This window comes from Kitasatospora cineracea (assembly GCF_003751605.1).
GTDB classification, from domain to species: domain Bacteria; phylum Actinomycetota; class Actinomycetes; order Streptomycetales; family Streptomycetaceae; genus Kitasatospora; species Kitasatospora cineracea.
This window is the reverse complement of sequence record NZ_RJVJ01000001.1, coordinates 2,202,358-2,224,851: the sequence shown is the minus strand read 5'-3', so window position 1 is coordinate 2,224,851 and position 22,494 is coordinate 2,202,358. Positions and strand designations below refer to the sequence as shown.

29 protein-coding genes are annotated in these 22,494 nt (G+C 69.0%); 5 read left to right on the top strand and 24 right to left on the bottom strand.

The window, feature by feature from the left end:
- Nucleotides 1-183 precede the first annotated feature (183 nt).
- The 20 genes from EDD39_RS10305 to rfbB form a co-directional block, all read right to left on the bottom strand.
- Nucleotides 184-369 carry a type Z 30S ribosomal protein S14 gene (locus EDD39_RS10305; RefSeq protein ID WP_008747480.1) on the bottom strand — a complete coding sequence of 62 codons (186 nt, stop codon included), beginning with the start codon at nucleotides 367-369 and terminating at the stop codon, nucleotides 184-186.
- A gap of 3 nt (nucleotides 370-372) precedes the next feature.
- Nucleotides 373-942, bottom strand: a complete 570-nt coding sequence (gene rplE / locus EDD39_RS10300) for a 50S ribosomal protein L5 (protein WP_030457412.1) — start codon at nucleotides 940-942, stop codon at nucleotides 373-375.
- Entirely contained in the window at nucleotides 942-1,253 is a 312-nt protein-coding gene (gene rplX, locus EDD39_RS10295; RefSeq protein ID WP_030457413.1) for a 50S ribosomal protein L24, read from the bottom strand. The genes rplE and rplX overlap by 1 nt, the downstream gene beginning before the upstream one ends.
- A gap of 15 nt (nucleotides 1,254-1,268) precedes the next feature.
- Nucleotides 1,269-1,640, bottom strand: a complete 372-nt coding sequence (gene rplN, locus EDD39_RS10290) for a 50S ribosomal protein L14 (RefSeq protein ID WP_030300391.1) — start codon at nucleotides 1,638-1,640, stop codon at nucleotides 1,269-1,271.
- Between the two features lie 102 nt (nucleotides 1,641-1,742).
- On the bottom strand, nucleotides 1,743-2,015 hold the full coding sequence (gene rpsQ, locus EDD39_RS10285; RefSeq protein WP_014136278.1) for a 30S ribosomal protein S17: 273 nt from the start codon (nucleotides 2,013-2,015) through the stop codon (nucleotides 1,743-1,745).
- Nucleotides 2,015-2,239: a 50S ribosomal protein L29 gene (rpmC, locus tag EDD39_RS10280; protein ID WP_014136279.1), complete on the bottom strand. Its 225-nt coding sequence runs from the start codon at nucleotides 2,237-2,239 to the stop codon at nucleotides 2,015-2,017. The genes rpsQ and rpmC overlap by 1 nt, the downstream gene beginning before the upstream one ends.
- On the bottom strand, nucleotides 2,239-2,658 hold the full coding sequence (gene rplP, locus EDD39_RS10275; protein WP_030457415.1) for a 50S ribosomal protein L16: 420 nt from the start codon (nucleotides 2,656-2,658) through the stop codon (nucleotides 2,239-2,241). Before rplP ends, rpmC begins: the two co-directional genes overlap by 1 nt.
- Nucleotides 2,659-2,663: 5 nt before the next feature.
- The gene (rpsC, locus tag EDD39_RS10270; protein WP_123555005.1) at nucleotides 2,664-3,500 is read right to left on the bottom strand and encodes a 30S ribosomal protein S3; all 837 of its coding nucleotides are present in this window, start codon (nucleotides 3,498-3,500) and stop codon (nucleotides 2,664-2,666) included.
- The gene (gene rplV / locus EDD39_RS10265) at nucleotides 3,500-3,847 is read right to left on the bottom strand and encodes a 50S ribosomal protein L22 (RefSeq protein WP_030457417.1); all 348 of its coding nucleotides are present in this window, start codon (nucleotides 3,845-3,847) and stop codon (nucleotides 3,500-3,502) included. Before rplV ends, rpsC begins: the two co-directional genes overlap by 1 nt.
- A gap of 85 nt (nucleotides 3,848-3,932) precedes the next feature.
- Nucleotides 3,933-4,214, bottom strand: a complete 282-nt coding sequence (rpsS, locus tag EDD39_RS10260) for a 30S ribosomal protein S19 (RefSeq protein ID WP_014136283.1) — start codon at nucleotides 4,212-4,214, stop codon at nucleotides 3,933-3,935.
- An 11-nt stretch (nucleotides 4,215-4,225) separates the two neighbouring features.
- Nucleotides 4,226-5,062 (bottom strand): 50S ribosomal protein L2, encoded by an 837-nt coding sequence (rplB, locus tag EDD39_RS10255; RefSeq protein ID WP_030904886.1) that lies wholly within the window; start codon nucleotides 5,060-5,062, stop codon nucleotides 4,226-4,228.
- Nucleotides 5,063-5,107: 45 nt separating this feature from the next.
- A complete protein-coding gene (gene rplW / locus EDD39_RS10250) occupies nucleotides 5,108-5,425 on the bottom strand; it encodes a 50S ribosomal protein L23 (protein ID WP_014136285.1) in 318 nt (105 codons plus the stop codon).
- On the bottom strand, nucleotides 5,425-6,102 hold the full coding sequence (rplD, locus tag EDD39_RS10245; RefSeq protein WP_014136286.1) for a 50S ribosomal protein L4: 678 nt from the start codon (nucleotides 6,100-6,102) through the stop codon (nucleotides 5,425-5,427). Before rplD ends, rplW begins: the two co-directional genes overlap by 1 nt.
- A 5-nt stretch (nucleotides 6,103-6,107) precedes the next feature.
- Entirely contained in the window at nucleotides 6,108-6,755 is a 648-nt protein-coding gene (gene rplC / locus EDD39_RS10240; protein ID WP_014136287.1) for a 50S ribosomal protein L3, read from the bottom strand.
- A gap of 14 nt (nucleotides 6,756-6,769) precedes the next feature.
- Nucleotides 6,770-7,078, bottom strand: a complete 309-nt coding sequence (gene rpsJ, locus EDD39_RS10235) for a 30S ribosomal protein S10 (RefSeq protein WP_012785157.1) — start codon at nucleotides 7,076-7,078, stop codon at nucleotides 6,770-6,772.
- Between the two features lie 427 nt (nucleotides 7,079-7,505).
- The gene (locus tag EDD39_RS10230; RefSeq protein WP_123555003.1) at nucleotides 7,506-9,275 is read right to left on the bottom strand and encodes a hypothetical protein; all 1,770 of its coding nucleotides are present in this window, start codon (nucleotides 9,273-9,275) and stop codon (nucleotides 7,506-7,508) included.
- 5 nt (nucleotides 9,276-9,280) lie between these two features.
- Nucleotides 9,281-10,048 carry a glycosyltransferase family 2 protein gene (locus EDD39_RS10225; protein WP_123555001.1) on the bottom strand — a complete coding sequence of 256 codons (768 nt, stop codon included), beginning with the start codon at nucleotides 10,046-10,048 and terminating at the stop codon, nucleotides 9,281-9,283.
- Nucleotides 10,045-10,443: a DUF2304 domain-containing protein gene (locus EDD39_RS10220; RefSeq protein WP_030457422.1), complete on the bottom strand. Its 399-nt coding sequence runs from the start codon at nucleotides 10,441-10,443 to the stop codon at nucleotides 10,045-10,047. Before EDD39_RS10220 ends, EDD39_RS10225 begins: the two co-directional genes overlap by 4 nt.
- A 79-nt stretch (nucleotides 10,444-10,522) precedes the next feature.
- A complete protein-coding gene (locus tag EDD39_RS10215) occupies nucleotides 10,523-11,863 on the bottom strand; it encodes an MATE family efflux transporter (protein ID WP_123554999.1) in 1,341 nt (446 codons plus the stop codon).
- 23 nt (nucleotides 11,864-11,886) lie between these two features.
- The gene (gene rfbB / locus EDD39_RS10210) at nucleotides 11,887-12,864 is read right to left on the bottom strand and encodes a dTDP-glucose 4,6-dehydratase (RefSeq protein WP_123554997.1); all 978 of its coding nucleotides are present in this window, start codon (nucleotides 12,862-12,864) and stop codon (nucleotides 11,887-11,889) included.
- Nucleotides 12,865-13,033: 169 nt separating this feature from the next.
- Here rfbB and rfbA point away from each other — a divergent pair, with 169 nt between their 5' ends.
- The 5 genes from rfbA (at nucleotide 13,034) to EDD39_RS10185 (ending at nucleotide 17,809) form a co-directional block, all read left to right on the top strand.
- On the top strand, nucleotides 13,034-13,909 hold the full coding sequence (rfbA, locus tag EDD39_RS10205; RefSeq protein WP_030457425.1) for a glucose-1-phosphate thymidylyltransferase RfbA: 876 nt from the start codon (nucleotides 13,034-13,036) through the stop codon (nucleotides 13,907-13,909).
- On the top strand, nucleotides 13,906-14,505 hold the full coding sequence (gene rfbC, locus EDD39_RS10200) for a dTDP-4-dehydrorhamnose 3,5-epimerase (RefSeq protein WP_123554995.1): 600 nt from the start codon (nucleotides 13,906-13,908) through the stop codon (nucleotides 14,503-14,505). The genes rfbA and rfbC overlap by 4 nt, the downstream gene beginning before the upstream one ends.
- Nucleotides 14,506-14,627: 122 nt before the next feature.
- Nucleotides 14,628-15,527, top strand: a complete 900-nt coding sequence (locus tag EDD39_RS10195) for a glycosyltransferase family 2 protein (protein WP_123554993.1) — start codon at nucleotides 14,628-14,630, stop codon at nucleotides 15,525-15,527.
- A 31-nt stretch (nucleotides 15,528-15,558) separates the two neighbouring features.
- Nucleotides 15,559-16,509 carry an NAD-dependent epimerase/dehydratase family protein gene (locus EDD39_RS10190; protein ID WP_123554991.1) on the top strand — a complete coding sequence of 317 codons (951 nt, stop codon included), beginning with the start codon at nucleotides 15,559-15,561 and terminating at the stop codon, nucleotides 16,507-16,509.
- Nucleotides 16,510-16,540: 31 nt separating this feature from the next.
- Nucleotides 16,541-17,809: an acyltransferase family protein gene (locus tag EDD39_RS10185; protein ID WP_123554989.1), complete on the top strand. Its 1,269-nt coding sequence runs from the start codon at nucleotides 16,541-16,543 to the stop codon at nucleotides 17,807-17,809.
- A gap of 195 nt (nucleotides 17,810-18,004) precedes the next feature.
- Here EDD39_RS10185 and tuf read toward each other — a convergent pair whose 3' ends face one another.
- The 4 genes from tuf to rpsL all read right to left on the bottom strand — a co-directional run bounded on the left by tuf (nucleotide 18,005) and on the right by rpsL (nucleotide 22,395).
- Nucleotides 18,005-19,198: an elongation factor Tu gene (tuf, locus tag EDD39_RS10180; protein ID WP_030457430.1), complete on the bottom strand. Its 1,194-nt coding sequence runs from the start codon at nucleotides 19,196-19,198 to the stop codon at nucleotides 18,005-18,007.
- Nucleotides 19,199-19,405: 207 nt separating this feature from the next.
- A complete protein-coding gene (fusA, locus tag EDD39_RS10175) occupies nucleotides 19,406-21,511 on the bottom strand; it encodes an elongation factor G (RefSeq protein ID WP_123554987.1) in 2,106 nt (701 codons plus the stop codon).
- Between the two features lie 39 nt (nucleotides 21,512-21,550).
- Entirely contained in the window at nucleotides 21,551-22,021 is a 471-nt protein-coding gene (gene rpsG, locus EDD39_RS10170; protein WP_123554985.1) for a 30S ribosomal protein S7, read from the bottom strand.
- A 2-nt stretch (nucleotides 22,022-22,023) separates the two neighbouring features.
- A complete protein-coding gene (gene rpsL / locus EDD39_RS10165; protein WP_014136303.1) occupies nucleotides 22,024-22,395 on the bottom strand; it encodes a 30S ribosomal protein S12 in 372 nt (123 codons plus the stop codon).
- Nucleotides 22,396-22,494 lie beyond the last annotated feature (99 nt).

Sequence of the window (22,494 nt, the reverse complement as noted above, 5' to 3'; positions counted from 1 at the left end):
CGCAGGGGACCTACGACGTAGTAAGACTGAATGTTCGCGGGCCCTCGCAGGAAGGCCGCGGCTCGCCCGGAGGGGGACGCCGCAGCAGGGGCCCGACCCCAACACCTTACGGGATCCCTCGCGGGAACCCAAAAGCGTCGAGGTCGGGCACCTACTCGCTGATGTCAGAACAGCTGGTAAGGACTACCAGGAGCTCTTGGTCACGCCCGGCAGCTCGCCGCGGTGCGCCATCTCACGGAGGCACACACGGCACAGGCCGAACTTGCGGTACACCGAGTGCGGACGGCCGCAGCGCTGGCACCGGGTGTACGCCCGGACGCCGAACTTCGGCTTGCGCTCGGACTTAGCGATCAGGGCCTTCTTCGCCATGGCTCACGCCTCCTTGAAAGGGAAGCCCAGAGCGCGCAGCAGCGCCCGGCCCTCATCGTCGGTCTGAGCGGTGGTCACGACGGTGATGTCCATACCGCGCTGACGGTCGACCTTGTCCTGGTCGATCTCGTGGAACATGACCTGCTCGGTCAGACCGAAGGTGTAGTTGCCACGGCCGTCGAACTGCTTGGGAGAGAGGCCGCGGAAGTCACGGATACGCGGCAGAGCCAGCGACACCAGACGGTCCACGAACTCCCACATGCGGTCACCACGGAGGGTGACGTGGGCACCGATCGGCTGGCCCTCGCGCAGCTTGAACTGCGCGATGGACTTGCGGGCCTTGGTGACGGCCGGCTTCTGACCGGTGATCGCGGTCAGGTCCTTGATGGCACCCTCGATCAGCTTGCTGTCACGGGCGGCCTCGCCGACACCCATGTTGACCACGACCTTGACCAGGCCGGGGATCAGCATGACGTTCTCGTACGAGAACTGCTCGTGCAGCTGACCCTTGACCTCGGAGAGGTACTTCTCCTTGAGGCGGGGGGTCACCTTCTCAACAGTCGTCTCAGACATCAGATGTCCTCACCGGTCCGCTTGGCAACGCGGATCTTGTTGCCCTGGTCGTCAAAGCGGTAGCCGACGCGGGTGACGACCTTCTTGCCGTCCTTCTCCACGACCAGCTGGACGTTGGAGACGTGCACCGGGGCCTCGACGGTCACGATGCCACCCTGCGTGCCGGGGCCCGGCTTGGTGTGCTTCTTGACCCGGTTGACACCCTCGACCAGGACCTTGTTGTCAGCGGGGATGGCCTGGATGACCTTGCCCTGCTTGCCCTTGTCCTTGCCGGTGATGACCTGGACCAGGTCACCCTTCTTGATCTTCATGCTGTTCGCCATGGGTTAGAGCACCTCCGGCGCCAGCGAGATGATCTTCATGAACTTCTTGTCGCGCAGCTCGCGGCCCACCGGGCCGAAGATGCGGGTACCGCGGGGGTCGCCATCGGTGTTCTTGAGAACCACAGCGGCGTTCTCGTCGAAGCGGATGTACGAACCGTCCGGACGGCGGCGCTCCTTGACGGTGCGAACGACGACGCACTTGACGACGTCGCCCTTCTTCACCGAACCGCCGGGGATCGCGTCCTTGACGGTGGCGACGATGACGTCCCCGATACCGGCGTAGCGGCGACCGGAGCCACCGAGAACGCGGATGCAGAGAATCTCCTTGGCACCCGTGTTGTCGGCGACGCGCAGTCGCGACTCCTGCTGGATCACAGCTTTCTCCTGATCGTCAACAAGTGTTGACGGGCCGGCCGCTGCTCACACCCGCGCCCCTGGGGGCCTGGTGCACATACGGCCGTACCGCGAACAACCTTGTTACTTGGCCTTCTCGAGGATCTCGACGACGCGCCAGCGCTTCGTCGCGGACAGCGGCCGGGTCTCCATCAGGAGGACACGGTCGCCGACACCGCACGCGTTCTGCTCGTCGTGCGCCTTCAGCTTGTTGGTACGGCGGATGACCTTGCCGTACAGCGCGTGCTTGACGCGGTCCTCGACGGCGACGACGACGGTCTTGTCCATCTTGTCGCTGACGACGAGACCCTCACGGGTCTTGCGGAAACCGCGCGTCTCGTTGGTGTTCTCAGTCATCAGGCGTTCTCCACCGTCTCGATGCCCAGCTCGCGCTCGCGCATCAGGGTGTAGATCCGCGCGATGTCCTTACGGACCAGCCGGAGCCGTCCGTGGTTGTCGAGCTGCCCGGTCGCCGCCTGGAAGCGGAGGTTGAACAGCTCCTCCTTGGCCTCACGGAGCTTGGCAACGAGACCCTCGTTGTCCAGTTCCCGAAGCTCAGCAGCCTTGGTAGCGGCCGACATCAGCTCTCACCGTCCTCGCGCCGAACGATCCGGCACTTCATCGGAAGCTTGTGCGCGGCACGCGTGAGCGCCTCGCGGGCAATCTTCTCGTTCGGGTACGACAGTTCGAACATGACCCGACCCGGGTGCACGTTCGCGATCCACCACTCCGGCGAACCCTTACCGGAACCCATGCGGGTCTCGGCCGGCTTCTTGGTGAGCGGGCGGTCCGGGTAGATGTTGATCCAGACCTTGCCGCCACGACGGATGTGACGGGTGATCGCGATACGAGCGGACTCGATCTGACGGTTCGTCACGTAGGCCGGGGTCACGGCCTGGATGCCGAACTGGCCGAACGCCAGCTCGGTGCCACCCTTGGCAGCGCCGCGGCGCTTCGGGTGGTGCTGCTTGCGGTGCTTGACCCGACGGGGGATCAGCATTGCGGTCAGGCCTCCGTTCCGGTGTTCTCGGCAGCCGGAGCCTCGACCGCGGCCGGGGCCGCGGGGGCCTCGGCAGCAGCGGCGGGACGGCGGCCACGGCCACCGCGCTCGCCACCACGGCCACCGCGCTCGCCACCGCGGGCGGGACGACCGCCCTCGGGACGGGCCGGGCGGTTGCCGGAGCGGGCAGCGGCGTTCTCAGCGCGGACCTCGGCGATGTTCTTGACGTCGCCCTTGTAGATCCAGACCTTCACGCCGATGCGGCCGAAGGTGGTCTTGGCCTCGAAGAAGCCGTAGTCGACGTTCGCGCGCAGGGTGTGCAGCGGCACACGGCCCTCGCGGTAGAACTCCGAACGGCTCATCTCGGCGCCGCCGAGACGACCGGAGCACTGGACCTTGATGCCCTTGGCGCCGGCCTTCATGGTCGACTGCATGCTCTTGCGCATGGCACGACGGAAGGAGACGCGGGAGGACAGCTGCTCCGCGACGCCCTGGGCCACGAGCTGGGCGTCCATCTCGGGGTTGCGGACCTCGAGGATGTTCAGCTGGACCTGCTTGCCGGTCAGCTTCTCCAGCTTGCCGCGGATCTTGTCGGCCTCCGTGCCACGGCGGCCGATCACGATGCCCGGACGAGCGGTGTGGATGTCCACGCGGACCCGGTCACGGGTGCGCTCGATCTCCACCTTCGAGATGCCGGCGCGCTCCATGCCCTGCGTCATGAGACGCCGGATGGCGACGTCTTCCTTGACGTAGTCCTTGTACAGCTTGTCGGCGTACCAGCGGGACTTGAAGTCCGTGCTGATGCCGAGGCGGAACCCGTGCGGGTTAACCTTCTGGCCCATTACCGGGTCCCTTCCTTGCTGCTGACGACCACGGTGATGTGGCTGGTCCGCTTGCGGATCCGGTAGGCACGGCCCTGGGCGCGCGGACGGAACCGCTTCAGGGTCGGGCCCTCGTCAACGTACGCCTCGGAGATGTAGAGGTCGTCCACGTTGGAGTGGTTGTAGTTGTGCGCGGCGTTGGCGATGGCGCTGTTGAGCACCTTGCCGACCGGCACGGTGGCGGCCTGCGGAGCGAAACGCAGGACCGCCTGGGCCTCCGTGGCCTGCAGGCCACGGATGAGGTCCACCACGCGGCGGGCCTTCATGGGCGTGACGCGGATGTACCGCGCCTGGGCCCTGGCTTCCATGGTTGTCCCCTTAATGGAGTAAGTCACTTCGTCGTTCTGGTTGCTACAGCTCGGAAGCCCCGAAGCGGAGCTTCAAAATCGATGCTTAGCGACGCTTCGACTTGCGGTCTTCCTTCACGTGCCCCTTGAAGGTGCGCGTGGGAGCGAACTCGCCGAGCTTGTGGCCGACCATCGACTCGGTGACGAACACCGGGACGTGCTTGCGGCCATCGTGAACCGCGATCGTGTGGCCCAGCATGGCCGGGGAGATCACGGAACGACGGGACCAGGTCTTGATGACGTTCTGCGTGCCCGCCTCGTTCTGCACGTCCACCTTCTTCTGAAGGTGGTCGTCGATGAAGGGGCCCTTCTTGAGACTGCGCGGCATCTGACCTGCTCCTAGCGCTTCTTGTTGGTCTTGCGGCGGCGCACGATGAGGGAGTCCGACGCCTTGTTCGGGCGACGGGTGCGGCCCTCGGGCTTGCCCCACGGCGAGACCGGGTGGCGACCACCGGAGGTCTTACCCTCACCACCACCGTGCGGGTGGTCGATCGGGTTCATGGCCACACCACGCACGGTCGGGCGGACGCCCTTCCAGCGCATACGGCCGGCCTTGCCCCAGTTGATGTTCGACTGCTCGGCGTTGCCGACCTCGCCGACGGTCGCGCGGCAGCGCGCGTCCACCAGGCGGATCTCACCGGAGGGCATGCGCAGGTGCGCCATGCGGCCCTCACGGGCGAGCAGCTGAATGCCGGAACCCGCGGAACGGGCCAGCTTGGCGCCACCGCCGGGACGGAGCTCCACCGCGTGGATGGTGGTACCGACCGGGATGTTGCGCAGCGGCAGGTTGTTGCCCGGCTTGATGTCGGCGCCAGCGCCGTTCTCGATCCGGTCACCCTGCGCGACGCCGCGGGGGGCGATGATGTAGCGCTTCTCGCCGTCCGCGTAGTGCAGGAGCGCGATGCGCGCGGTGCGGTTCGGGTCGTACTCGATGTGAGCGACCTTGGCCGGCACGCCGTCCTTGTCGTGACGACGGAAGTCGATCAGACGGTAGGCGCGCTTGTGACCGCCACCCTGGTGGCGAGCGGTGATACGACCGGCGTTGTTACGGCCGCCCTTGCTGTGCAGCGGGCGAACCAGCGACTTCTCCGGCGTGGACCGCGTGATTTCGACGAAGTCGGCCACGCTGGAGCCGCGGCGGCCCGGCGTAGTCGGCTTGTACTTGCGGATACCCATTTCTGTCCTCGTCCTTTACGACGATCGCAGTCCCTGACCCGAGGGTCAGGCGACCGGACCACCGAAGATGTCGATGCGGTTGCCCTCGGCCAGCGTCACGATCGCGCGCTTGGTGTCCTTGCGCTTACCGAAGCCCGTCTTGGAGCGCTTGCGCTTGCCCTGACGGTTCAGCGTGTTCACGGCCTCGACCTTGACCGAGAAGACCGCCTCGACGGCCTGCTTGATCTGGGTCTTGTTGGCACCGGGAGACACGACGAACGTGTACTTGTTCTCGTCGAGGAGCGAGTAGCTCTTCTCGGAGATGACCGGCTTGATCAGGACGTCACGGGGGTCCGTGAACGTCTTGGAGGTGATCTCGCTCATCAGGCGGCAGTCCCTTCGAGCTCGCCCTCAGCAGCAACGGCCTTGGCGGACGCGGCCGGACCGGCCACGAAACGCTCGAAGGCGGCCTGGGTGAAGACCACATCGTCGGAGACGAGCACGTCGTAGGTGTTCAGCTGGCCGGCGTCCAGGATGTGCACGTTCGGCAGGTTGCGAGCGGACAGGATGCCCAGCTCGTCCTCGCGCTCGACCACCAGGAGGAGGTTCTTGCGCTCGGAGATCTTGCCGAACAGGACCTTGGCGGCCTTGGTCGACGGAGCCTCGGTCGCGGTCACGCCGGTGACGACGTGGATGCGCTCGTGACGAGCCCGGTCGGTGAGCGCGCTGCGCAGGGCGGCGGCGATCATCTTCTTCGGGGTCCGCTGCGAGTAGTCGCGCGGCACGGGACCGTGCACGACGCCACCACCGGCGAACTGCGGGGCGCGGGTCGAGCCCTGGCGGGCGCGGCCGGTGCCCTTCTGGCGGTACGGCTTCTTGCCGCCACCGCGGACCTCGCCACGACGCTTGACCTTGTGGGTGCCCTGGCGAGCCGCGGCGAGCTGCGCCACGACGACCTGGTGCATCAGCGGGACGCTGACCTTGGCGTCGAAGATCTCGGCGGGCAGCTCGAGGCTGCCGGCCTTGTCGCCGGCCGGCGACAGGATGTCAATGGTGCTCATATCCTTCACAGCCCCTTCGCCGCGGTGCGGACGAGGACGAGGCCGCCGTTCGGACCCGGGATCGCGCCCTTGATGAGCAGCAGACCCTTCTCCGCGTCGACCGCGTGCACGGTCAGGTTCTGGGTGGTCACGCGCTCGTGGCCCATCCGACCCGCCATGCGCATGCCCTTGAACACACGACCCGGGGTGGCGCAGCCACCGATGGAGCCGGGCGAACGGTGCTTGCGCTGGGTGCCGTGACCGGCGCCGAGGCCCTTGAAGTTGTGACGCTTCATGACACCGGCGAAGCCCTTGCCCTTGGAGGTGCCGGTCACGTCGACCTTGACACCCGCCTCGAACAGCTCGGCGGTGATCTCCTGGCCCAGGGTGTACTCGGACGCATCCGCGGTACGGAGCTCGACCAGGTGGCGGCGGGGGGTGACACCGGCCTTGGCGAAGTGGCCCTGGAGGGGCTTGTTCACCTTGCGGGGGTCGATCTCGCCGAAGCCGATCTGGACGGCGTCGTAGCCGGCCGGGCTGTCGGCGGTGTGGACCTGGGTCACGACATTGGGCCCAGCCTTGACGACGGTCACCGGGACGACCCGGTTGTTCTCGTCCCAGACCTGGGTCATGCCGAGCTTCTCGCCCAGGATGCCCTTAATCTGCTTAGCCATCTTCGGTGCGCCTCTCAGAGCTTGATCTCGATGTCGACGCCCGCCGGCAGGTCGAGACGCATCAGCGAGTCAACCGTCTTCGGCGTGGGGTCGAGGATGTCGATCAGACGCTTGTGAGTGCGCATCTCGAAGTGCTCGCGCGAGTCCTTGTACTTGTGCGGCGAGCGGATGACGCAGTAAACGTTCTTCTCAGTGGGCAGCGGCACCGGGCCCGCGACCTGCGCACCAGTCCTGATCACCGTCTCGACGATCTTCTTCGCCGAGGAGTCGATGACCTCGTGGTCGTAGGCCTTGAGCCGGATGCGGATCTTCTGTCCCGCCATGGCTACTTCGTAGTCCTTTGTGTCGTACGTCGCTGCACGACTCCTCCTCCGACCCCCGCGCTCGGGCGTGTCGCCCTCGCGCTTGCAAAAAACCGGCGAAACATCTCGTCGGTTTCGAACTTCTGGGGTTGGGGTGAGCCGGGCCGGTACCCCGCACACGCTTCCCGGAAGATTCCCGTACTTTCGCCCCGCAGCTGCCGCGGTGTCGCTTACACACCACTGCACCCACACACAGCACGTGGGCACATGAACGGCCATTCACGGGAACGACGAGTACATGGGACTCGCTTCCGGTCCTCCCGGCGGGAGGCGCGCAGCATCGGTACTCAACCGAGCAACCCGGACATCCTGCCACAGGAGGAGCGCGATACGCCAATCGGGGCCGGTGCGGCGTCGCCGCACCGGCCCCGATCGGGCGAGGGGTCCGTCACCAGGGGCGGTTGCGCCCGCACTGCAGCGGCCACTGCTCCTTGTCGGCGTTGCCGCAGAAGATCCGGAGGTCGTCCGGGCCGAAGGTGTACTCGGCCAGCTCCATGTTGATGTCGCTGCAGTCACCGCCCGCGTACTTCGGGCAGGTGCCGTTCTGCTGCTTGATGTGGTGCGCGCGCAGCGCGTCCAGGCCCATGTCCTCGACGCCGGCCTCGGTGGTCGGCATGTAGCGGTTGGCCGACCAGGAGGCGCCCATGGTGGCGAACAGCGCCAGCGCGCAGACCGCGCCGGCCACGCCCCGGGCCACCGCCTGCGGGGTGATCGCCCGGGCCGGGCGGACCGCCTCGCCGACCCCGCGCAGCCAGCCCACCGAGCGCTGGGAGGCCATCATCAGGCCGAACACCGCCAGGATGATCAGGGTGTACATGATGATCCAGGTGGTGCGCGGGTACAGCTGCACCGCCTGGTCGTGCTGCATGTGCGAGGCGAACCAGAACCGCAGCAGCCAGGAGCTGATCAGCGCGGCGGCGGCGGTGCGCACCGCGACGTTGCGCAGCCCGAGCGCCAGCGCCAGGCCGACCGCGGCCAGCAGCAGCAGGGTGAAGGCGCTCTGCCCGGCCAGCTCCCCGGTCTGCGGGTACACGTGGTAGTTGGTGTGGCCCTCGCGGTCCGAGACCCAGCCCATCACGTACGCCGGGTCGATGTACGTCATCACGTACGCGTACCGGTCCTTGGTGGTCGCCCCCAGCCGGACCATCTGGTACAGCAGCGGCGAGCCGACGACGCCGGCCGCCAGCAGGGTCACCCCGAGGTAGGTCAGCGCGGGGCGCAGCCGGGCCCGGCCGCCGCGCCACGGCACCAGGAACACGGCCAGCAGCATCACGCCGGGCGCGGCCCAGATGAACCAGCCCGAGTACCACAGGAACAGGATGCCGAAGGAGGCGCCGAACCCGGCCGCGCGCAGCAGCAGCGAGCGGGTGGAGAGGGTGGACGCCCGGTGCAGCTCGCGCAGGCAGCCGGCCAGCACCGGGATCATCACCAGCATGGTGATGTGGCTGTACGGGCGGATCGGGTCCATGAACAGGATCGCCGCGGGGGCCGCCAGCAGGACCGCCCAGAACGGGCGCAGCAGCAGCCGCCAGGCCAGGTAGGTGGCCGGGCCGGCCACCGCGGTGACCACCAGTTGGAGGTCCTTCATGGCGTAGCCGACCCCGGAGACGCCGTGGTGGAAGACCTTGGCGACCACCGCGAGCGCGGCCGGGAACAGCGGCGGGTAGACGCCGGGCAGCAGCTTGTGCCCGGTCATCATGTTGTTCGCCATGCCCATCACGTTGCCCGGGTCGCCCTCCTGGCCGCCCAGGCCGAAGGGGGTGCCGTGCAGGGCGACCGCGATGCCGCCGGCCACCGCGCCGGTGGCCAGGCCGGCCACCGCGGCGCAGACCAGGCGCTGGACCAGCTGGTGGCGGCGCAGGCTGCCGCGGTAGGCGGTGTAGAGCAGCACCGCCAGCAGCGGCAGGCCGACCAGGGCGCCGTACTGCTGGACCTTGGCCAGGCCGCTGACCTGCCCGACCCGCTGCAGCGGGTTGACGCTGATGTGCATGCACAGCCGCAGGAAGAGCAGGGAGGCGCCGATGCTCACCACGAACTCGGCGGACCGCAGCTGCCAGGGCTTGAGGTCGTGCAGCCGGTCGCCGATCCGGCCCAGCCGGGAGTCGCGTCCGGGGGCGGCGGCCGCGGGGGCGGCCGGCTCGGTGGTCAGGTCTGTCATGCCGCTCACTGTCCAGTCAGGACGCGGCCGCTCCCGGCGCGTCGGGGGGCCAGGGCCTTGAGGTGCTTGGGCATCCGGCGGATCATCGCCAGCAGCAGGACCAGGCCGGCCCGGCCCAGGTAGACGGTGGCCTTGATCGGCGAGGCGCTGGGGGTGCCGGTGGTCCGCTCGCGCATGGCGACCGGCACCTGGCGCACGACGAAGCCGCAGCGGGCGGCGCCGACCATGCTCTCGATGGTGTCGCCGAGGTACTCCACCGGGTACCACTGCGCGAAGAACTCGATCAGCTGCTTGTTCGAGGCGCGGAAGCCGGAGGTGGTGTCGGTCAGCTTGGTGCGGGTGATCCGGGAGAGCACCACGGACAGCAGGCTCATCGCCCACTTGCGGGGGCCGCGCACCGTGTAGTCGCCCTGGCCGGCGAAGCGGGCGCCGATCACCAGGTCGGCCTCCTTGAGCTTCTCCAGCATCACCGGGACGTACGCCGGGTCGTGCTGGCCGTCGGAGTCGACCTGGATGGCGACGTCGTAGCCGTGCAGGAAGGCGTACCGGTAGCCCAGCCGCATCGCGCCGCCGACGCCGAGGTTGTACGGGAGTTGGGCGACCGGGGAGCCGAACTCCGCGGCGACCGCGGAGGTGCGGTCGGTGGAGCCGTCGTCGACCACCAGGGTGTCCACGCCCGGGAGGGTCGTGCGGATCTCCTTGAGGACGCCGGGGAGGCCGTCCTGCTCGTTCCAGGCGGGCAGGATGATGAGGACGCGCTTGCCGTCGATCATGAGTACACCTCGGTGTCGTCGGCGGTCTCCGCCTTGTTCTGCTTGCTGACCGGGTACCCGTGGTGCTCGACCAGGTGGGAGCGCAGCAGCGCGACCTCCTCGGCGAGGCTGCGGGTCTCGGCCTCCAGGCGGCTGGCCTCCCAGCTCAGGTGCAGGCAGACCAGCAGGACCATGACGAAGCCCGCGAAGAGCACCAGGCTGACGCCGGACGCGATGCCGACCCGGCGGGCGGTGGAGTCCAGCAGGTCGGGGAAGAAGCCGAGCGGGGCCACCGCGAGACCGATGGCCAGCCAGATCACCGCGTACTTCTCCCGGAGCTGCTGACGCCGCAGCAGCTCGAGGATGTACAGCAGCACCAGTACACCGGTGATGGAGGTGATGATCGTTAGTCGCACGACAAGATTCGCCTTTCAGCGGCGGTGGGCGCGGCGGTCGCAGCACGTTCTCCGTCGTGCCGTGCGAAACGTCCGACGCCTACCGCGCATAACGGTCCGAGGTACCGGGTACGGCCGGTGCGGGGTGCCGTTCGTCGGCCGCCCGGTCGGCTGCTGGGCGCCGGCCGTGGGACAGCGAACGAACCAGCGACCACAGCATGCCAGCAGCGCTGATCGCGGCACCAGCCAGGTAGCCGAATTCTGCCCGCGGTGCCACCTGCCCGGGCAACAGCGTCACGGCCGCCAGGACAATGGTGCCCGCCAGCCAGGAGAACAGCTGCTGCCGGTGCCGACCGACGGAGAGCAGGGCCTGGCCGAACACCGTGGCCAGCATGAAGAACAGCGTGCCCAGGACCAGCCAGAGGAAGTCCGCGCGGTCCAGCACCGGGGCCGCGTTGAAGGCCAACCGGATCAGGTCGGGCCCGAGCAGGACGGTCGGGAGGCCGGCCAGCGCGCACATCGCGGCCACGATCCCCCCCGTCCGGGTGAGGGTGCGCCGGAACTCCGCGTGGTCGCCCACCGCGGCCGCGCCGGAGAGCGCGGAGACCAGCGAGGCCTGGATCGCGGCGTAGGCGAACAGCGGGACCCGGGCCAGCACCACGGCGTTCAGCAGGGCGGAGACCAGGTCGTTGTCGTGCGGTGCGAGCAGCTTCACGCTGACCACCGCGGCGTTGACCATCAGCTGGGACAGCAGGGTCGAGCCGGTCAGCATGCCGACCCCGCGGACCACCGCGGGCCAGCTCGGCGCCGGGCCGCCGCGGCGGTCGGCCAGCACGCCGCGCAGGCCGATCACCGAGGCGGCCAGCGGCGCGGCCACCAGGATCAGGCTGAAGGCGACCGCCGAGTGCAGGCCGGCCAGCGGGAGCAGCGCGGCCAGCAGGATCCGCAGGCCGCCGTCGACGGCGAGCTGCCGGCCGTAGGGCTTGAACCGGCCGAGGCCGGCCAGCACGCCACGGACCACCGAGCTGACGGCCAGTCCGACCATCGCGCCGGCCAGGCCGACCACCAGTCCGAGGTCGCCGGAGAACAGCGCGTCGGCGATCGGCCGGGCGGCGGCGGCGATCACCGCGAGCACCAGGGCCAGCACGGCCCCGGTGAACACCAGGACCCGGCGGGCGGCGGCCAGCGGCCCCTGGCCGACCGCGTCGCGGGTGGAGACCAGCCGGTTGAGCTCCAGCTCGACCGGGGTGAACAGCCCGTAGCCGACGGACATGACCACGGTCCACAGCACCGAGATCCCCGCCACCTGGCTCTTGTCCAGGCTGTAGCCGGCCAGGGCCAGGTAGATGTACGAGGACGCGCCGAGGACGACGGTGCCCCCGGCGACCAGCCGGACGCCGGGGGGCAGCGCGCCGAGCAGCTTGCCGATCGGGTTGCTCACGGGAACGGTTCCCTCTCCGCGGCTCAGCCCTGGAGACCGGTGCGGGCCTTGAGCGGCTCCCACCAGTCGCGGTTGTCGCGGTACCAGGCGAGGGTGGCCGCCAGCCCGTCCTCGAAGCGGACCTGCGGGGTGTAGCCGAGCTCCTCGCTGATCTTGCTGATGTCCAGCGAGTAGCGCAGGTCGTGGCCCTTGCGGTCGGCGACCCGCTCGACCCGGTCCCAGTCGGCGCCGGCCGCTTCCAGCAGCAGGCCGGTGAGCTCCTTGTTGGTCAGCTCGGTGCCGCCGCCGATGTTGTAGACCTCGCCGGCCCGGCCCTTGTTCATGGCCAGTTCGATGCCGCGGCAGTGGTCGGAGACGTGCAGCCAGTCGCGGATGTTGCCGCCGTCGCCGTACAGCGGGACCTTCCGGCCGTCCAGCAGGTTGGTGGTGAACAGCGGGATGACCTTCTCCGGGAACTGGTAGTGCCCGTAGTTGTTGGAGCAGCGGGTGACCACCACGTCCATGCCGTGGGTGCGGTGGTAGGCCAGCGCCAGCAGGTCGGAGGCGGCCTTGGAGGCCGAGTACGGGGAGTTCGGGACCAGCGGCCAGGTCTCGGTCCAGGAGCCCTCGGAGATCGAGCCGTACACCTCGTCGGTGGAGACGTGCACGAAGCGGCCGACGCCGTGCTTGCGGGCGGCGTCCAGCAGGACCTGGGTGCCCAGCACGTTGGTGGTGACGAACGGGCCGGCGCCCTCGATGGAGCGGTCGACGTGCGACTCGGCGGCGAAGTGCACCACCACGTCGTGGCCGGCCATCGCGGCGTCGACGGCCTCCGGGTCGCAGATGTCGGCCTTTATGAAGGCGTAGCCCGCGTGGCCCGCGACCGGGGCGAGGTTGGCCTCGACGCCCGAGTAGGTGAGCTTGTCGAGGACGGTGATCTGGGCGGCCGGATCCGCGCCGAGGAGCTGGCGGACGAACTCCGAACCGATGAAGCCGGCTCCGCCGGTCACGAGGATGCGCATAGTGGCGGCAGTCTACCCGCCGGGCCCCGGGCCCCCGCCCTCGGTCTCCCCCGCCCCCGCCGGGCCCCGTAAGACCGACCGGCACGTGGAGGGATGGGGGAAGGAGCGGGGTGAGGGCCGAGTCCGGGCGGTGCCGCCCTCCATGTGCCGGTCGGTCTAAGCTGCCCGCATGCGTGGAATCCTCCTGGCAGGCGGCACCGGCTCGCGGCTCTGGCCGCTGACCCGGGCCGTCTCGAAGCAGCTGCTGCCGGTCTTCGACAAGCCCATGATCTACTACCCGCTCTCCACCCTGGTGATGGCGGGCATCCGCGAGGTCCTGATCATCACCACCCCGCAGGACCGGGACCAGTTCGAGCGGCTGCTCGGCGACGGCTCGCAGTTCGGCCTGCGGCTGGAGTACGCGGTGCAGGAGAAGCCCGAGGGCATCGCCCAGGCCTTCGTGCTGGGCGCGGACTTCATCGGCGACGAGTCGGTGGCGCTGATCCTCGGGGACAACATCTTCCACGGCTCCGGGCTGGGCACCCGGCTCGCCCAGCACACCTCGCCCGAGGGCGGCCGGGTCTTCGCCTACCCGGTGGCCGACCCGACCGCGTACGGCGTGGTGGAGTTCGCCGAGGACGGGCGGGTGCTGTCCATCGAGGAGAAGCCGGCGAAGCCGAAGTCCCGCTACGCGGTGCCCGGCCTGTACTTCTACGACAACCAGGTGGTCGGGATAGCGGCGGAGCTGGAGCCCAGCGCCCGCGGCGAGCTGGAGATCACCTCGGTCAACGAGGAGTACCTGCGGCGCGGCCAGCTCCACGTCACCACGCTGGACCGGGGCACCGCCTGGCTGGACACCGGCACCTTCGTGTCGATGGTGCAGGCCTCCGAGTTCGTCCGGGTCATCGAGGAGCGGCAGGGCTTCAAGATCGGCTGCCTGGAGGAGACCGCCTGGCGGGCCGGACTGATCGACGACGCGCAGCTGCGCGCCCTGGCCGAACCGCTCACCAAGAGCGGGTACGGCGAGTACCTGCTGGCCCTGCTGGACGAGGAGAACCCCCGGTGAAGTTCCGCGAACTGTCGATCCCCGGCGCCTTCGAGGTCACCCCGCAGCAGTTCGGCGACCCGCGCGGCCTGTTCATGGAGTGGTACCGCTTCGACAAGCTGTCCGAGGTGGTCGGGCACCCGCTGCGCCTCGCCCAGGGCAACCTGTCGGTCTCCGCGAAGGGCGTGGTGCGCGGCGTGCACTTCGCCGACGTGCCGCCCGGCCAGGCCAAGTACGTCAGCTGCGTGCGCGGCGCGGTGCTGGACGTGGTCGTCGACCTGCGGGTCGGCTCCCCCGCGTTCGGGAAGTGGGAGTTCGTCCGGCTCGACGACGCCGACCGCCGCTCGGTGTACATCCCCGAGGGCCTGGGCCACGGCTTCTGCGCGCTGACCGACGACGCGACGCTGTCCTACGTCTGCTCGGAGACCTACAACCCGACCGGCGAGCACGGCGTGCACCCGCTCGACCCGGAGCTCGGCATCGAGTGGCCGGTGGAGGACCCGCAGCTGTCCGCGAAGGACGCCGAGGCGCCCACGCTGGCCGAGGCGCTCGCCTCCGGCCTGCTGCCCGAGTACGGCAAGTGCCAGGAGTTCTACCGGAGTCTGCGGCAGGACTGAGCCGTCCCGGAGCCGCCCGCGCGCCCCGCCGCCGACCCGTTCGGCCACGGGGCGCGCACGTATGATGGGCCCGCCGCCGGGCCCCCGGGCCCTCCCACTCACCTCCGCGGATGTGCCCCGACATGACCACGCTCGATGTGCTGCTCCCCTACTACGGCAATGTCGCCCTGATGCAGGAGGCGGTACGGAGCGTCCTGGCCCAGACCGACCGGGACTGGCGCCTGACCGTCGTCGACGACGGCAAGGAGCCGGGCGTCCCGGAGTGGTTCGAGCAGCTCGGCGACCCGCGGGTGCGGTACTTCCGCAACGAGCAGAACCTCGGCGTGACCGGCAACTACCGCAAGTGCCTGGGGCTGGCCGAGTACGAGTACCTGGTGTTCATGGGCACCGACGACGTGATGCTGCCGAACTACGTGGCGAACGTCCGGACCTCGATCGAGGCCTTCCCCGGCGTGGCGATGATCCAGCCCGGCGTCGAGGTGATCGACGGCGACGGGAAGCCCGCCAGCTCGCTGGCCGACGAGGCCAAGCGGCGGCTGTACGCACCCCGGCGCACCGGCCGGTACACGATGGGCGGCGAGGAGCTGGCGGTCAGCCTGCTGAAGGGCAACTGGCTGTACTTCCCGTCGATCTGCTGGCGCACCGACGCGGTCAAGGGCACCGGCTTCCGGGACAACCTGGAGATCATCCAGGACCTGGCGCTGGTGATCGACCTGCTGCAGGCCGGCGAGGAGATGGCCATCGACGACGTGCGCAGCTTCCAGTACCGCCGGCACCTGTCGGTCTCCGCCACCTCGGCGTTCTCCGGGCACCGCTTCGCCGAGGCGCACCGCTACTTCCTGGACGCCGCCGACCGGCTGGACGCGCAGGGCTGGCACCGCGCCGCGAAGGCGTCCCGACTGCACATCTCGGCCCGCATCCACGCGCTGACCCTGGTGCCCGGGGCACTCAGGGCCAAGCAGTGGAAGGGCGCGAAGTCGCTGCTGAAGAACGCCGCGGCCGGCTCCGGCCGCGGCCGCTGAAGTCCCCCGTCCCCTAGGAGAGTTGCGCGCCATGTCCGTTCCCCCCTCCGCTCCCGCCCGGGTGGCCGTCCTCGGCGGCACCGGGTTCATCGGCCGGGTGCTGTGCGCCCGGCTGGCCGAGCGCGGCCACCAGGTGCTCACCCTGGCCCGGACGGTGCCCGCCGACCCGCCGGCCGGGCGCTTCGCCTCCGTGGACCTGTCCGCCACCGCCCCCGCCGAGCTGGCCGCGCTGCTGGACCGGGAGGGCGTCGACGCCGTGGTCAACGCGGCCGGCGGCATGTGGGGCCTGAACGACGAGCAGATGCACGAGGCCAACGTGGTGCTGGTCGACCGGCTGGTCGAGGCGGTCGCCGCGATGTCCCGCCCGGCCCGGCTGGTGCACCTGGGCACCGTGCACGAGTACGGCATGGCCCCGATCGGCACCAGCCGGCGCGAGGACGACGCGCCGGCGCCGGTGATGGAGTACGGCAAGCTGAAGCTGGCCGCCACCGAGACGATCACCCGGGCGGTCGCGGACGGCCGGATCGACGCCGTGACGCTGCGGCTGGGCAACGTGGTCGGCGCCGGCCAGCCCGGGCACAGCCTGCTCGGCGTGATGGCCGCGAAGCTGGACGAGGCCCGGCTGGCCGGGCGCACCGCGCAGCTGTCGCTGCAGCCGCTGACCGCGCAGCGCGACTTCGTCGACCTGGCCGACACCGTGGACGCGGTGCTGGCCGCGATCGGCGCCCGCACCACCGTTCCGGTGATCAACGTCGGCACCGGCCGGGCCACCGCCGCCCGGGTCCTGGTGGAGCTGCTGATCGAGGCCAGCGGGGTGCCCGTCGAGATCACCGAGGTGCCCGCACCCGACGGCACCGGCCCGGAGACGGAGTGGCAGCAGATGGACGTCTCGCTGGCCCGCGAGCAGCTCGGCTGGGCCCCCACCCGGACCCTGGCCGACGGCGTCGCCGACCTGTGGCGGGCCCGCACCGCCACCCGATAGCCCCCTGCCTCCCGATTCCACCGAGGAACACATGAGATCCAACGGACTGCTCCGCTCCCGCGGCACCCTGGCGGAGCTTTTCTCCGGCCGCGCCAACAGTTTCGGCCTGCTGCGACTGGCGCTGGCTACCTCCGTGGTGGTCTCGCACCTGTACCCGCTGGGCTACGGGCACCTCGACCCGCTGTGGAAGCACAGCGGCGAGCAGACCGACATCGGGAAGATGGCGGTGGTCGGCTTCTTCGTGCTCTCCGGCTTCATGATCACCGGCAGTGGCCGGCGGACCGGCATCGGCCGCTACAGCTGGCACCGGGTGCTGCGCATCATGCCCGGGCTGTGGGGGTCGCTGCTGATCTCCACCCTGGTGATCATGCCGCTGCTGTACCAGTACCTGCACGGCACCATGGACGGCTTCTGGAACCACCCGGCCGGACCCTGGCACTACCTGAAGGGCACCTGGAACACCTCGCTGACCAGCGGCTGGGACGTCTCCGGCGTCATCGCCGACGGCGTCCACCGGGGCACCAACCACGACCAGAGCGTGAACGGCGCGCTGTGGTCGCTCAAGTACGAGCTGCTCTGCTACGTGATGGTCGGCATGCTCGCGGCCGGCGGCGTGCTGCTCAAGGCCCGCCGCTTCGTGCCGCTGGCCGCGCTCGCGCTCTGGGTGCTGATCGTCAACGACTGGCTGGACGCGCCGAGCATGCGCCACGGCATCCCCGGCGACATGAGCACCTCGGTCAACGTGCCGCTGCTGGGCCCGATGTCGACGCACTTCCTGATCCACCTGGGCTTCGTCTTCCTGCTGGGCGCGACCGTCCAGCTCTACCGGGAGAAGGTCCCGGTGCACGACGGGCTGGCCCTGCTCTCGCTGGTCGCCCTGGCCGTCACCATGCGCTACGGCGGCCTGTTCGTGATCGGCTACCCGGCCTTCGCCTACCTGCTGTTCTGGCTCGCGATCCGGCTGCCGAGCCCGTTCCAGCGGATCGGCCGCAACCGGGACTTCTCGTACGGCATCTACATCTACGGCTTCACCGTGGAGCAGGCACTGGCCATGCTCGGCTTCGTGAAGTACGGCAAGATCGGCTTCCTCGCCTGCGCGCTGGCCGGGACGGTGGTGCTGGCCGCGATCTCCTGGTACCTGGTCGAATCGCCCGCGATGAGGCTGAAGAACTGGACGCCGCGCCCGCTGGCCCGCCGGCAGGAGCGCCGCGCGGCCGCCGCCGCGGCGGCCGGTCCGCAGGGCGAGGACGCGGAGGGCGTCCGGGCCGGCCACTCGGACCACCCCTCGGTCCGGGCCTGACCGACAAAACCGGGCCCCGGGCCCGGACGCGCGAGAGGCGCGTCACCGTTCCCACGGTGCCGCGCCTCTCGCGTTCCGCACGTGCCGCTCGCCCCCACCCGCAGCGCGACGGGGGCTGGAACGCCGGAGGGCCCGGCCCCCTCCCTCGCGGGACGGGGCCGGGCCCTCCTGGATGACCAGGGGTCAGATCGGCAATTACTTGACGATCTTGGTGACCTGGCCGGCGCCGACGGTGCGGCCACCCTCACGGATGGCGAACTTCAGGCCCTCCTCCATGGCGACGGGCTGGATCAGCGCGACGGTCATGGCGGTGTTGTCGCCCGGCATGACCATCTCGGTGCCCTCGGGGAGGGTCACGACGCCGGTCACGTCCGTGGTACGGAAGTAGAACTGCGGGCGGTAGTTGTTGAAGAAGGGGGTGTGACGGCCACCCTCGTCCTTCGACAGGATGTAGGCCTGGGCCTCGAAGTCGGTGTGCGGGGTGACCGAACCCGGCTTGATGATGACCTGGCCGCGCTCGACGTCCTCGCGCTTGATGCCGCGGAGCAGCAGGCCGACGTTCTCACCGGCCTGGCCCTCGTCGAGCAGCTTGCGGAACATCTCGATACCGGTGACCGTGGTGGTGGTCTTGGTGGTCTTGATGCCGATGATGTCGACGGTCTCGTTGACCTTGAGGATGCCGCGCTCGATGCGGCCGGTGACGACGGTGCCACGACCGGTGATCGTGAAGACGTCCTCGATCGGCATCAGGAACGGCTGGTCGGTGAGGCGGGCCGGGGTCGGGATGGCCTCGTCGACGGCGTGCATGAGGCCGAGGAGCTTCTCGCCCCACTCCTTGTCGCCCTCGAGCGCCTTCAGCGCCGAGACGCGGACGACCGGCAGGTCGTCGCCCGGGAACTCGTACTCGGAGAGGAGCTCGCGGACCTCGAGCTCGACGAGCTCCAGGATCTCCTCGTCGTCCACCATGTCGGCCTTGTTCAGGGCGACGACGATGTAGGGGACGCCGACCTGGCGGGCCAGGAGGACGTGCTCCTTGGTCTGCGGCATCGGGCCGTCGGTGGCGGCGACGACGAGGATCGCACCGTCCATCTGGGCCGCACCGGTGATCATGTTCTTGATGTAGTCCGCGTGACCCGGGCAGTCGACGTGGGCGTAGTGACGCGCCTCGGTCTGGTACTCGACGTGCGCGATCGAGATGGTGATACCGCGCTGACGCTCCTCCGGCGCCTTGTCGATCTGGTCGAACGGCGTGAAGGGGTTGATGTCCGGGTACGCGTCGTGCAGCACCTTGGTGATGGCCGCGGTCAGCGTGGTCTTACCGTGGTCGATGTGACCGATGGTGCCGATGTTGACGTGGGGCTTCGTCCGCTCGAACTTCGCCTTCGCCACTGCAGTCCTCCTGAGGACAGTTCTGTACGCCGTACGACGTCAGTTGGTCTGGATCGGGTTTTTGGTAACGGGGCGCTGGTGTCGCGCCCCGTAGCCGTCCCGCGGGTGGGGGGTGCCGGAGGGCTCCCGGGCGGAACCCGGACGGGCAAACGTCCGGGTGCCCTCCTTCTAGCCTAAAGGGTCTGATTCATCCCGATTACCGGGACGTCACTCGCCCTTGGCCTTGGCGATGATGTCGTCCGCCACGTTCCGCGGAACCTCGGCGTACGAGTCGAACTGCATCGAGTAGCTCGCGCGACCAGAGGTCTTGCTGCGCAGGTCACCGACGTAGCCGAACATCTCGGAGAGCGGCACCAGCGCCTTGACGACGCGGGCACCGTGGCGCTCCTCCATGGCCCGGATCTGGCCACGGCGGGAGTTGATGTCGCCGATCACGTCGCCCATGTAGTCCTCGGGGGTGGTGACCTCGACGGCCATCATCGGCTCGAGCAGAGCCGGCGACGCCTTGCGGGCACCTTCCTTGAACGCCATGGAACCGGCGATCTTGAACGCCAGCTCGGACGAGTCGACGTCGTGCGACGCACCGTCGAGCAGGATCACGCGGACGCCCTGGAGCGGGTAGCCGGCGAGCACGCCGAACTCCATGGCCTCCTGGCAACCGGCGTCCACCGAGGGGATGTACTCCCTCGGCACACGGCCACCGGTGACCTTGTTGAGGAACTCGTAGCCCTCGCCGGACTCCAGCGGCTCGATCGCGATCTGGATCTTCGCGAACTGGCCGGAGCCACCGGTCTGCTTCTTGTGCGTGTAGTCGATGCGCTCGACGGCCTTGCGGATCGTCTCGCGGTACGCCACCTGCGGCTTGCCGACGTTGGCCTCGACCTTGAACTCGCGGCGCATGCGGTCGACCAGCACCTCGAGGTGCAGCTCGCCCATGCCGGCGATGATCGTCTGGCCGGTCTCCTCGTCGGTGTTGACCTGGAAGGAGGGGTCCTCCTCGGCCAGGCGCTGGATGGCGACACCCAGCTTCTCCTGGTCGCCCTTGGACTTGGGCTCGATCGCGACGCGGATGACCGGGGCCGGGAAGTCCATGGACTCCAGGATGACCGGGTTCTTCTCGTCGGACAGCGTCTCACCGGTGGTGGTCTGCTTGAGGCCCATGACGGCGATGATGTCGCCGGCGCCCACCGAGTCGATCTCCTCACGCTTGTTCGCGTGCATGCGGTAGATCTTGCCGATGCGCTCCTTCTTGCCCTTGACGGAGTTCAGCACCGAGGTGCCGGACTCCAGGCGGCCGGAGTACACGCGGACGAAGGTGAGCTTGCCCAGGTGCGGGTCCGACATGATCTTGAACGCGAGCGCGGCGAGCGGCTCGTCGTCCGAGGCCTGACGGACGATCTTCTCGTCGGGGTTGTTCGGCTTCGTGCCCTCGATGCCCTCGATGTCGAGGGGCGACGGCAGGTACTTCACAACCGCGTCGAGCAGGGGCTGGACGCCCTTGTTCTTGAACGCCGAGCCGCAGAAGATCGGGGTGAAGTCCGAGTTCAGCGTGCCCTTGCGGATCGCGGCGACGATCAGCTCCTCGGGGATGTCCTCGCCCTCCAGGGCGAGCTCCATCACCTCGTCGCTGACGTTCGACACGGTGTCGATCAGGGCCTCGCGGTACTCCGCGGCCTGCTCGGCGAGGTCGGCCGGGATGTCGACGGTGTCGTACATCTCGCCCTTGGGCGCGTCGGCCGAGTAGACCAGGGCCTTCATCTTCACCAGGTCGACGACGCCGGTGAAGTCACCCTCGGCGCCGATCGGCAGCTGCATGACCAGCGGGGTGGCGCCGAGGCGGTCCACGATGGTCTGCACGCAGAAGAAGAAGTTGGCGCCCGTGCGGTCCAGCTTGTTGATGAAGCAGATGCGCGGAACGCCGTAGCGGTCGGCCTGCCGCCACACGGTCTCGGACTGGGGCTCGACACCGGCGACGCCGTCGAACACCGTCACGCCACCGTCGAGCACGCGCAGCGAGCGCTCCACCTCGACGGTGAAGTCGACGTGGCCCGGGGTGTCGATGATGTTGATGGTGTTGTCGACACCGTCGAGGGTCCAGTGACAGGTCGTCGCGGCCGACGTGATGGTGATGCCGCGCTCCTGCTCCTGCTCCATCCAGTCCATCGTGGCAGCGCCGTCGTGGACCTCACCGATCTTGTACGAGACACCGGTGTAGAACAGGATCCGCTCGGTGGTGGTGGTCTTGCCCGCGTCGATGTGCGCCATGATCCCGATGTTGCGGACCTTGGCGAGGTCAAGGGAGGTTGCAGCCATGGTGGCTCGTTCTCTCTCTGTCTAGTGACGGGGTTGGGACTACCAGCGGTAGTGCGCGAAGGCCTTGTTGGACTCGGCCATCTTGTGGGTGTCCTCGCGACGCTTCACGGAAGCGCCCAGGCCGTTGCTGGCGTCGAGGATCTCGTTGAGCAGACGCTCGGTCATGGTCTTCTCGCGACGGGCGCGGGAGTAGCCGACCAGCCAGCGCAGCGCCAGGGTGTTGGCGCGGCCCGGACGGACCTCGACCGGCACCTGGTAGGTGGCGCCGCCGACGCGGCGGGACTTGACCTCGAGGGTCGGCTTGACGTTCTCCAGCGCGCGCTTGAGCGCGATCACCGGGTCGGCACTGGTCTTCTCGCGGACACCCTCGAGGGCGCCGTAGACGATCCGCTCGGCGGTGGAGCGCTTGCCGTGCAGCAGGATCTTGTTGACCAGCGAGGTCACCAGGGGGGAGCCGTAGACCGGGTCGATGATGACCGGGCGCTTCGGGGCGGGGCCCTTACGAGGCATTCTTACTTCTCCTTCTTGGCGCCGTAGCGGCTGCGGGCCTGCTTGCGGTTCTTGACAGCCTGGGTGTCAAGAGCGCCGCGGATGATCTTGTAACGCACACCCGGCAGGTCCTTCACGCGACCGCCACGCACGAGCACGATGGAGTGCTCCTGCAGGTTGTGGCCCTCGCCCGGAATGTAAGCGGTGACCTCGATCCCGCTGGTGAGGCGCACACGGGCGACCTTGCGGAGAGCCGAGTTCGGCTTCTTCGGGGTGGTCGTGTACACACGCGTGCAGACACCGCGGCGCTGGGGCGATGCCTCAAGCGCGGGGGTCTTGGTCTTCTGGACCTTGTCCTGCCGGCCCTTTCGGACCAGCTGCTGGATCGTAGGCACCGTTTCTCCGTTTTCTGTGTGCCAAGGCTCGGTGGAACTAACCTGCGGTGTGGCCCCGCACTCTCCGACCCACGCGGTCGGGTGTGTTGGGCCTTCTTC

Coding starts and splice junctions, on each gene's coding strand:
- EDD39_RS10305 (WP_008747480.1), bottom strand. CDS start 369: ATGGCGAAGAAGGCCCTGATCGCTAAGTCCGAGCGCAAGCCGAAGTTC.
- rplE (WP_030457412.1), bottom strand. CDS start 942: ATGTCTGAGACGACTGTTGAGAAGGTGACCCCCCGCCTCAAGGAGAAG.
- rplX (WP_030457413.1), bottom strand. CDS start 1,253: ATGAAGATCAAGAAGGGTGACCTGGTCCAGGTCATCACCGGCAAGGAC.
- rpsQ (WP_014136278.1), bottom strand. CDS start 2,015: ATGACTGAGAACACCAACGAGACGCGCGGTTTCCGCAAGACCCGTGAG.
- rpmC (WP_014136279.1), bottom strand. CDS start 2,239: ATGTCGGCCGCTACCAAGGCTGCTGAGCTTCGGGAACTGGACAACGAG.
- rplP (WP_030457415.1), bottom strand. CDS start 2,658: ATGCTGATCCCCCGTCGGGTCAAGCACCGCAAGCAGCACCACCCGAAG.
- rpsC (WP_123555005.1), bottom strand. CDS start 3,500: ATGGGCCAGAAGGTTAACCCGCACGGGTTCCGCCTCGGCATCAGCACG.
- rplV (WP_030457417.1), bottom strand. CDS start 3,847: ATGGAAGCCAGGGCCCAGGCGCGGTACATCCGCGTCACGCCCATGAAG.
- rpsS (WP_014136283.1), bottom strand. CDS start 4,214: ATGCCGCGCAGTCTCAAGAAGGGCCCCTTCATCGACGACCACCTTCAG.
- rplB (WP_030904886.1), bottom strand. CDS start 5,062: ATGGGTATCCGCAAGTACAAGCCGACTACGCCGGGCCGCCGCGGCTCC.
- rplW (WP_014136285.1), bottom strand. CDS start 5,425: ATGAGCGAGATCACCTCCAAGACGTTCACGGACCCCCGTGACGTCCTG.
- rplD (WP_014136286.1), bottom strand. CDS start 6,102: ATGAGCACCATTGACATCCTGTCGCCGGCCGGCGACAAGGCCGGCAGC.
- rplC (WP_014136287.1), bottom strand. CDS start 6,755: ATGGCTAAGCAGATTAAGGGCATCCTGGGCGAGAAGCTCGGCATGACC.
- rpsJ (WP_012785157.1), bottom strand. CDS start 7,078: ATGGCGGGACAGAAGATCCGCATCCGGCTCAAGGCCTACGACCACGAG.
- EDD39_RS10230 (WP_123555003.1), bottom strand. CDS start 9,275: ATGACAGACCTGACCACCGAGCCGGCCGCCCCCGCGGCCGCCGCCCCC.
- EDD39_RS10225 (WP_123555001.1), bottom strand. CDS start 10,048: ATGATCGACGGCAAGCGCGTCCTCATCATCCTGCCCGCCTGGAACGAG.
- rfbB (WP_123554997.1), bottom strand. CDS start 12,864: ATGCGCATCCTCGTGACCGGCGGAGCCGGCTTCATCGGTTCGGAGTTC.
- rfbA (WP_030457425.1), top strand. CDS start 13,034: ATGCGTGGAATCCTCCTGGCAGGCGGCACCGGCTCGCGGCTCTGGCCG.
- EDD39_RS10195 (WP_123554993.1), top strand. CDS start 14,628: ATGACCACGCTCGATGTGCTGCTCCCCTACTACGGCAATGTCGCCCTG.
- EDD39_RS10190 (WP_123554991.1), top strand. CDS start 15,559: ATGTCCGTTCCCCCCTCCGCTCCCGCCCGGGTGGCCGTCCTCGGCGGC.
- EDD39_RS10185 (WP_123554989.1), top strand. CDS start 16,541: ATGAGATCCAACGGACTGCTCCGCTCCCGCGGCACCCTGGCGGAGCTT.
- fusA (WP_123554987.1), bottom strand. CDS start 21,511: ATGGCTGCAACCTCCCTTGACCTCGCCAAGGTCCGCAACATCGGGATC.
- rpsG (WP_123554985.1), bottom strand. CDS start 22,021: ATGCCTCGTAAGGGCCCCGCCCCGAAGCGCCCGGTCATCATCGACCCG.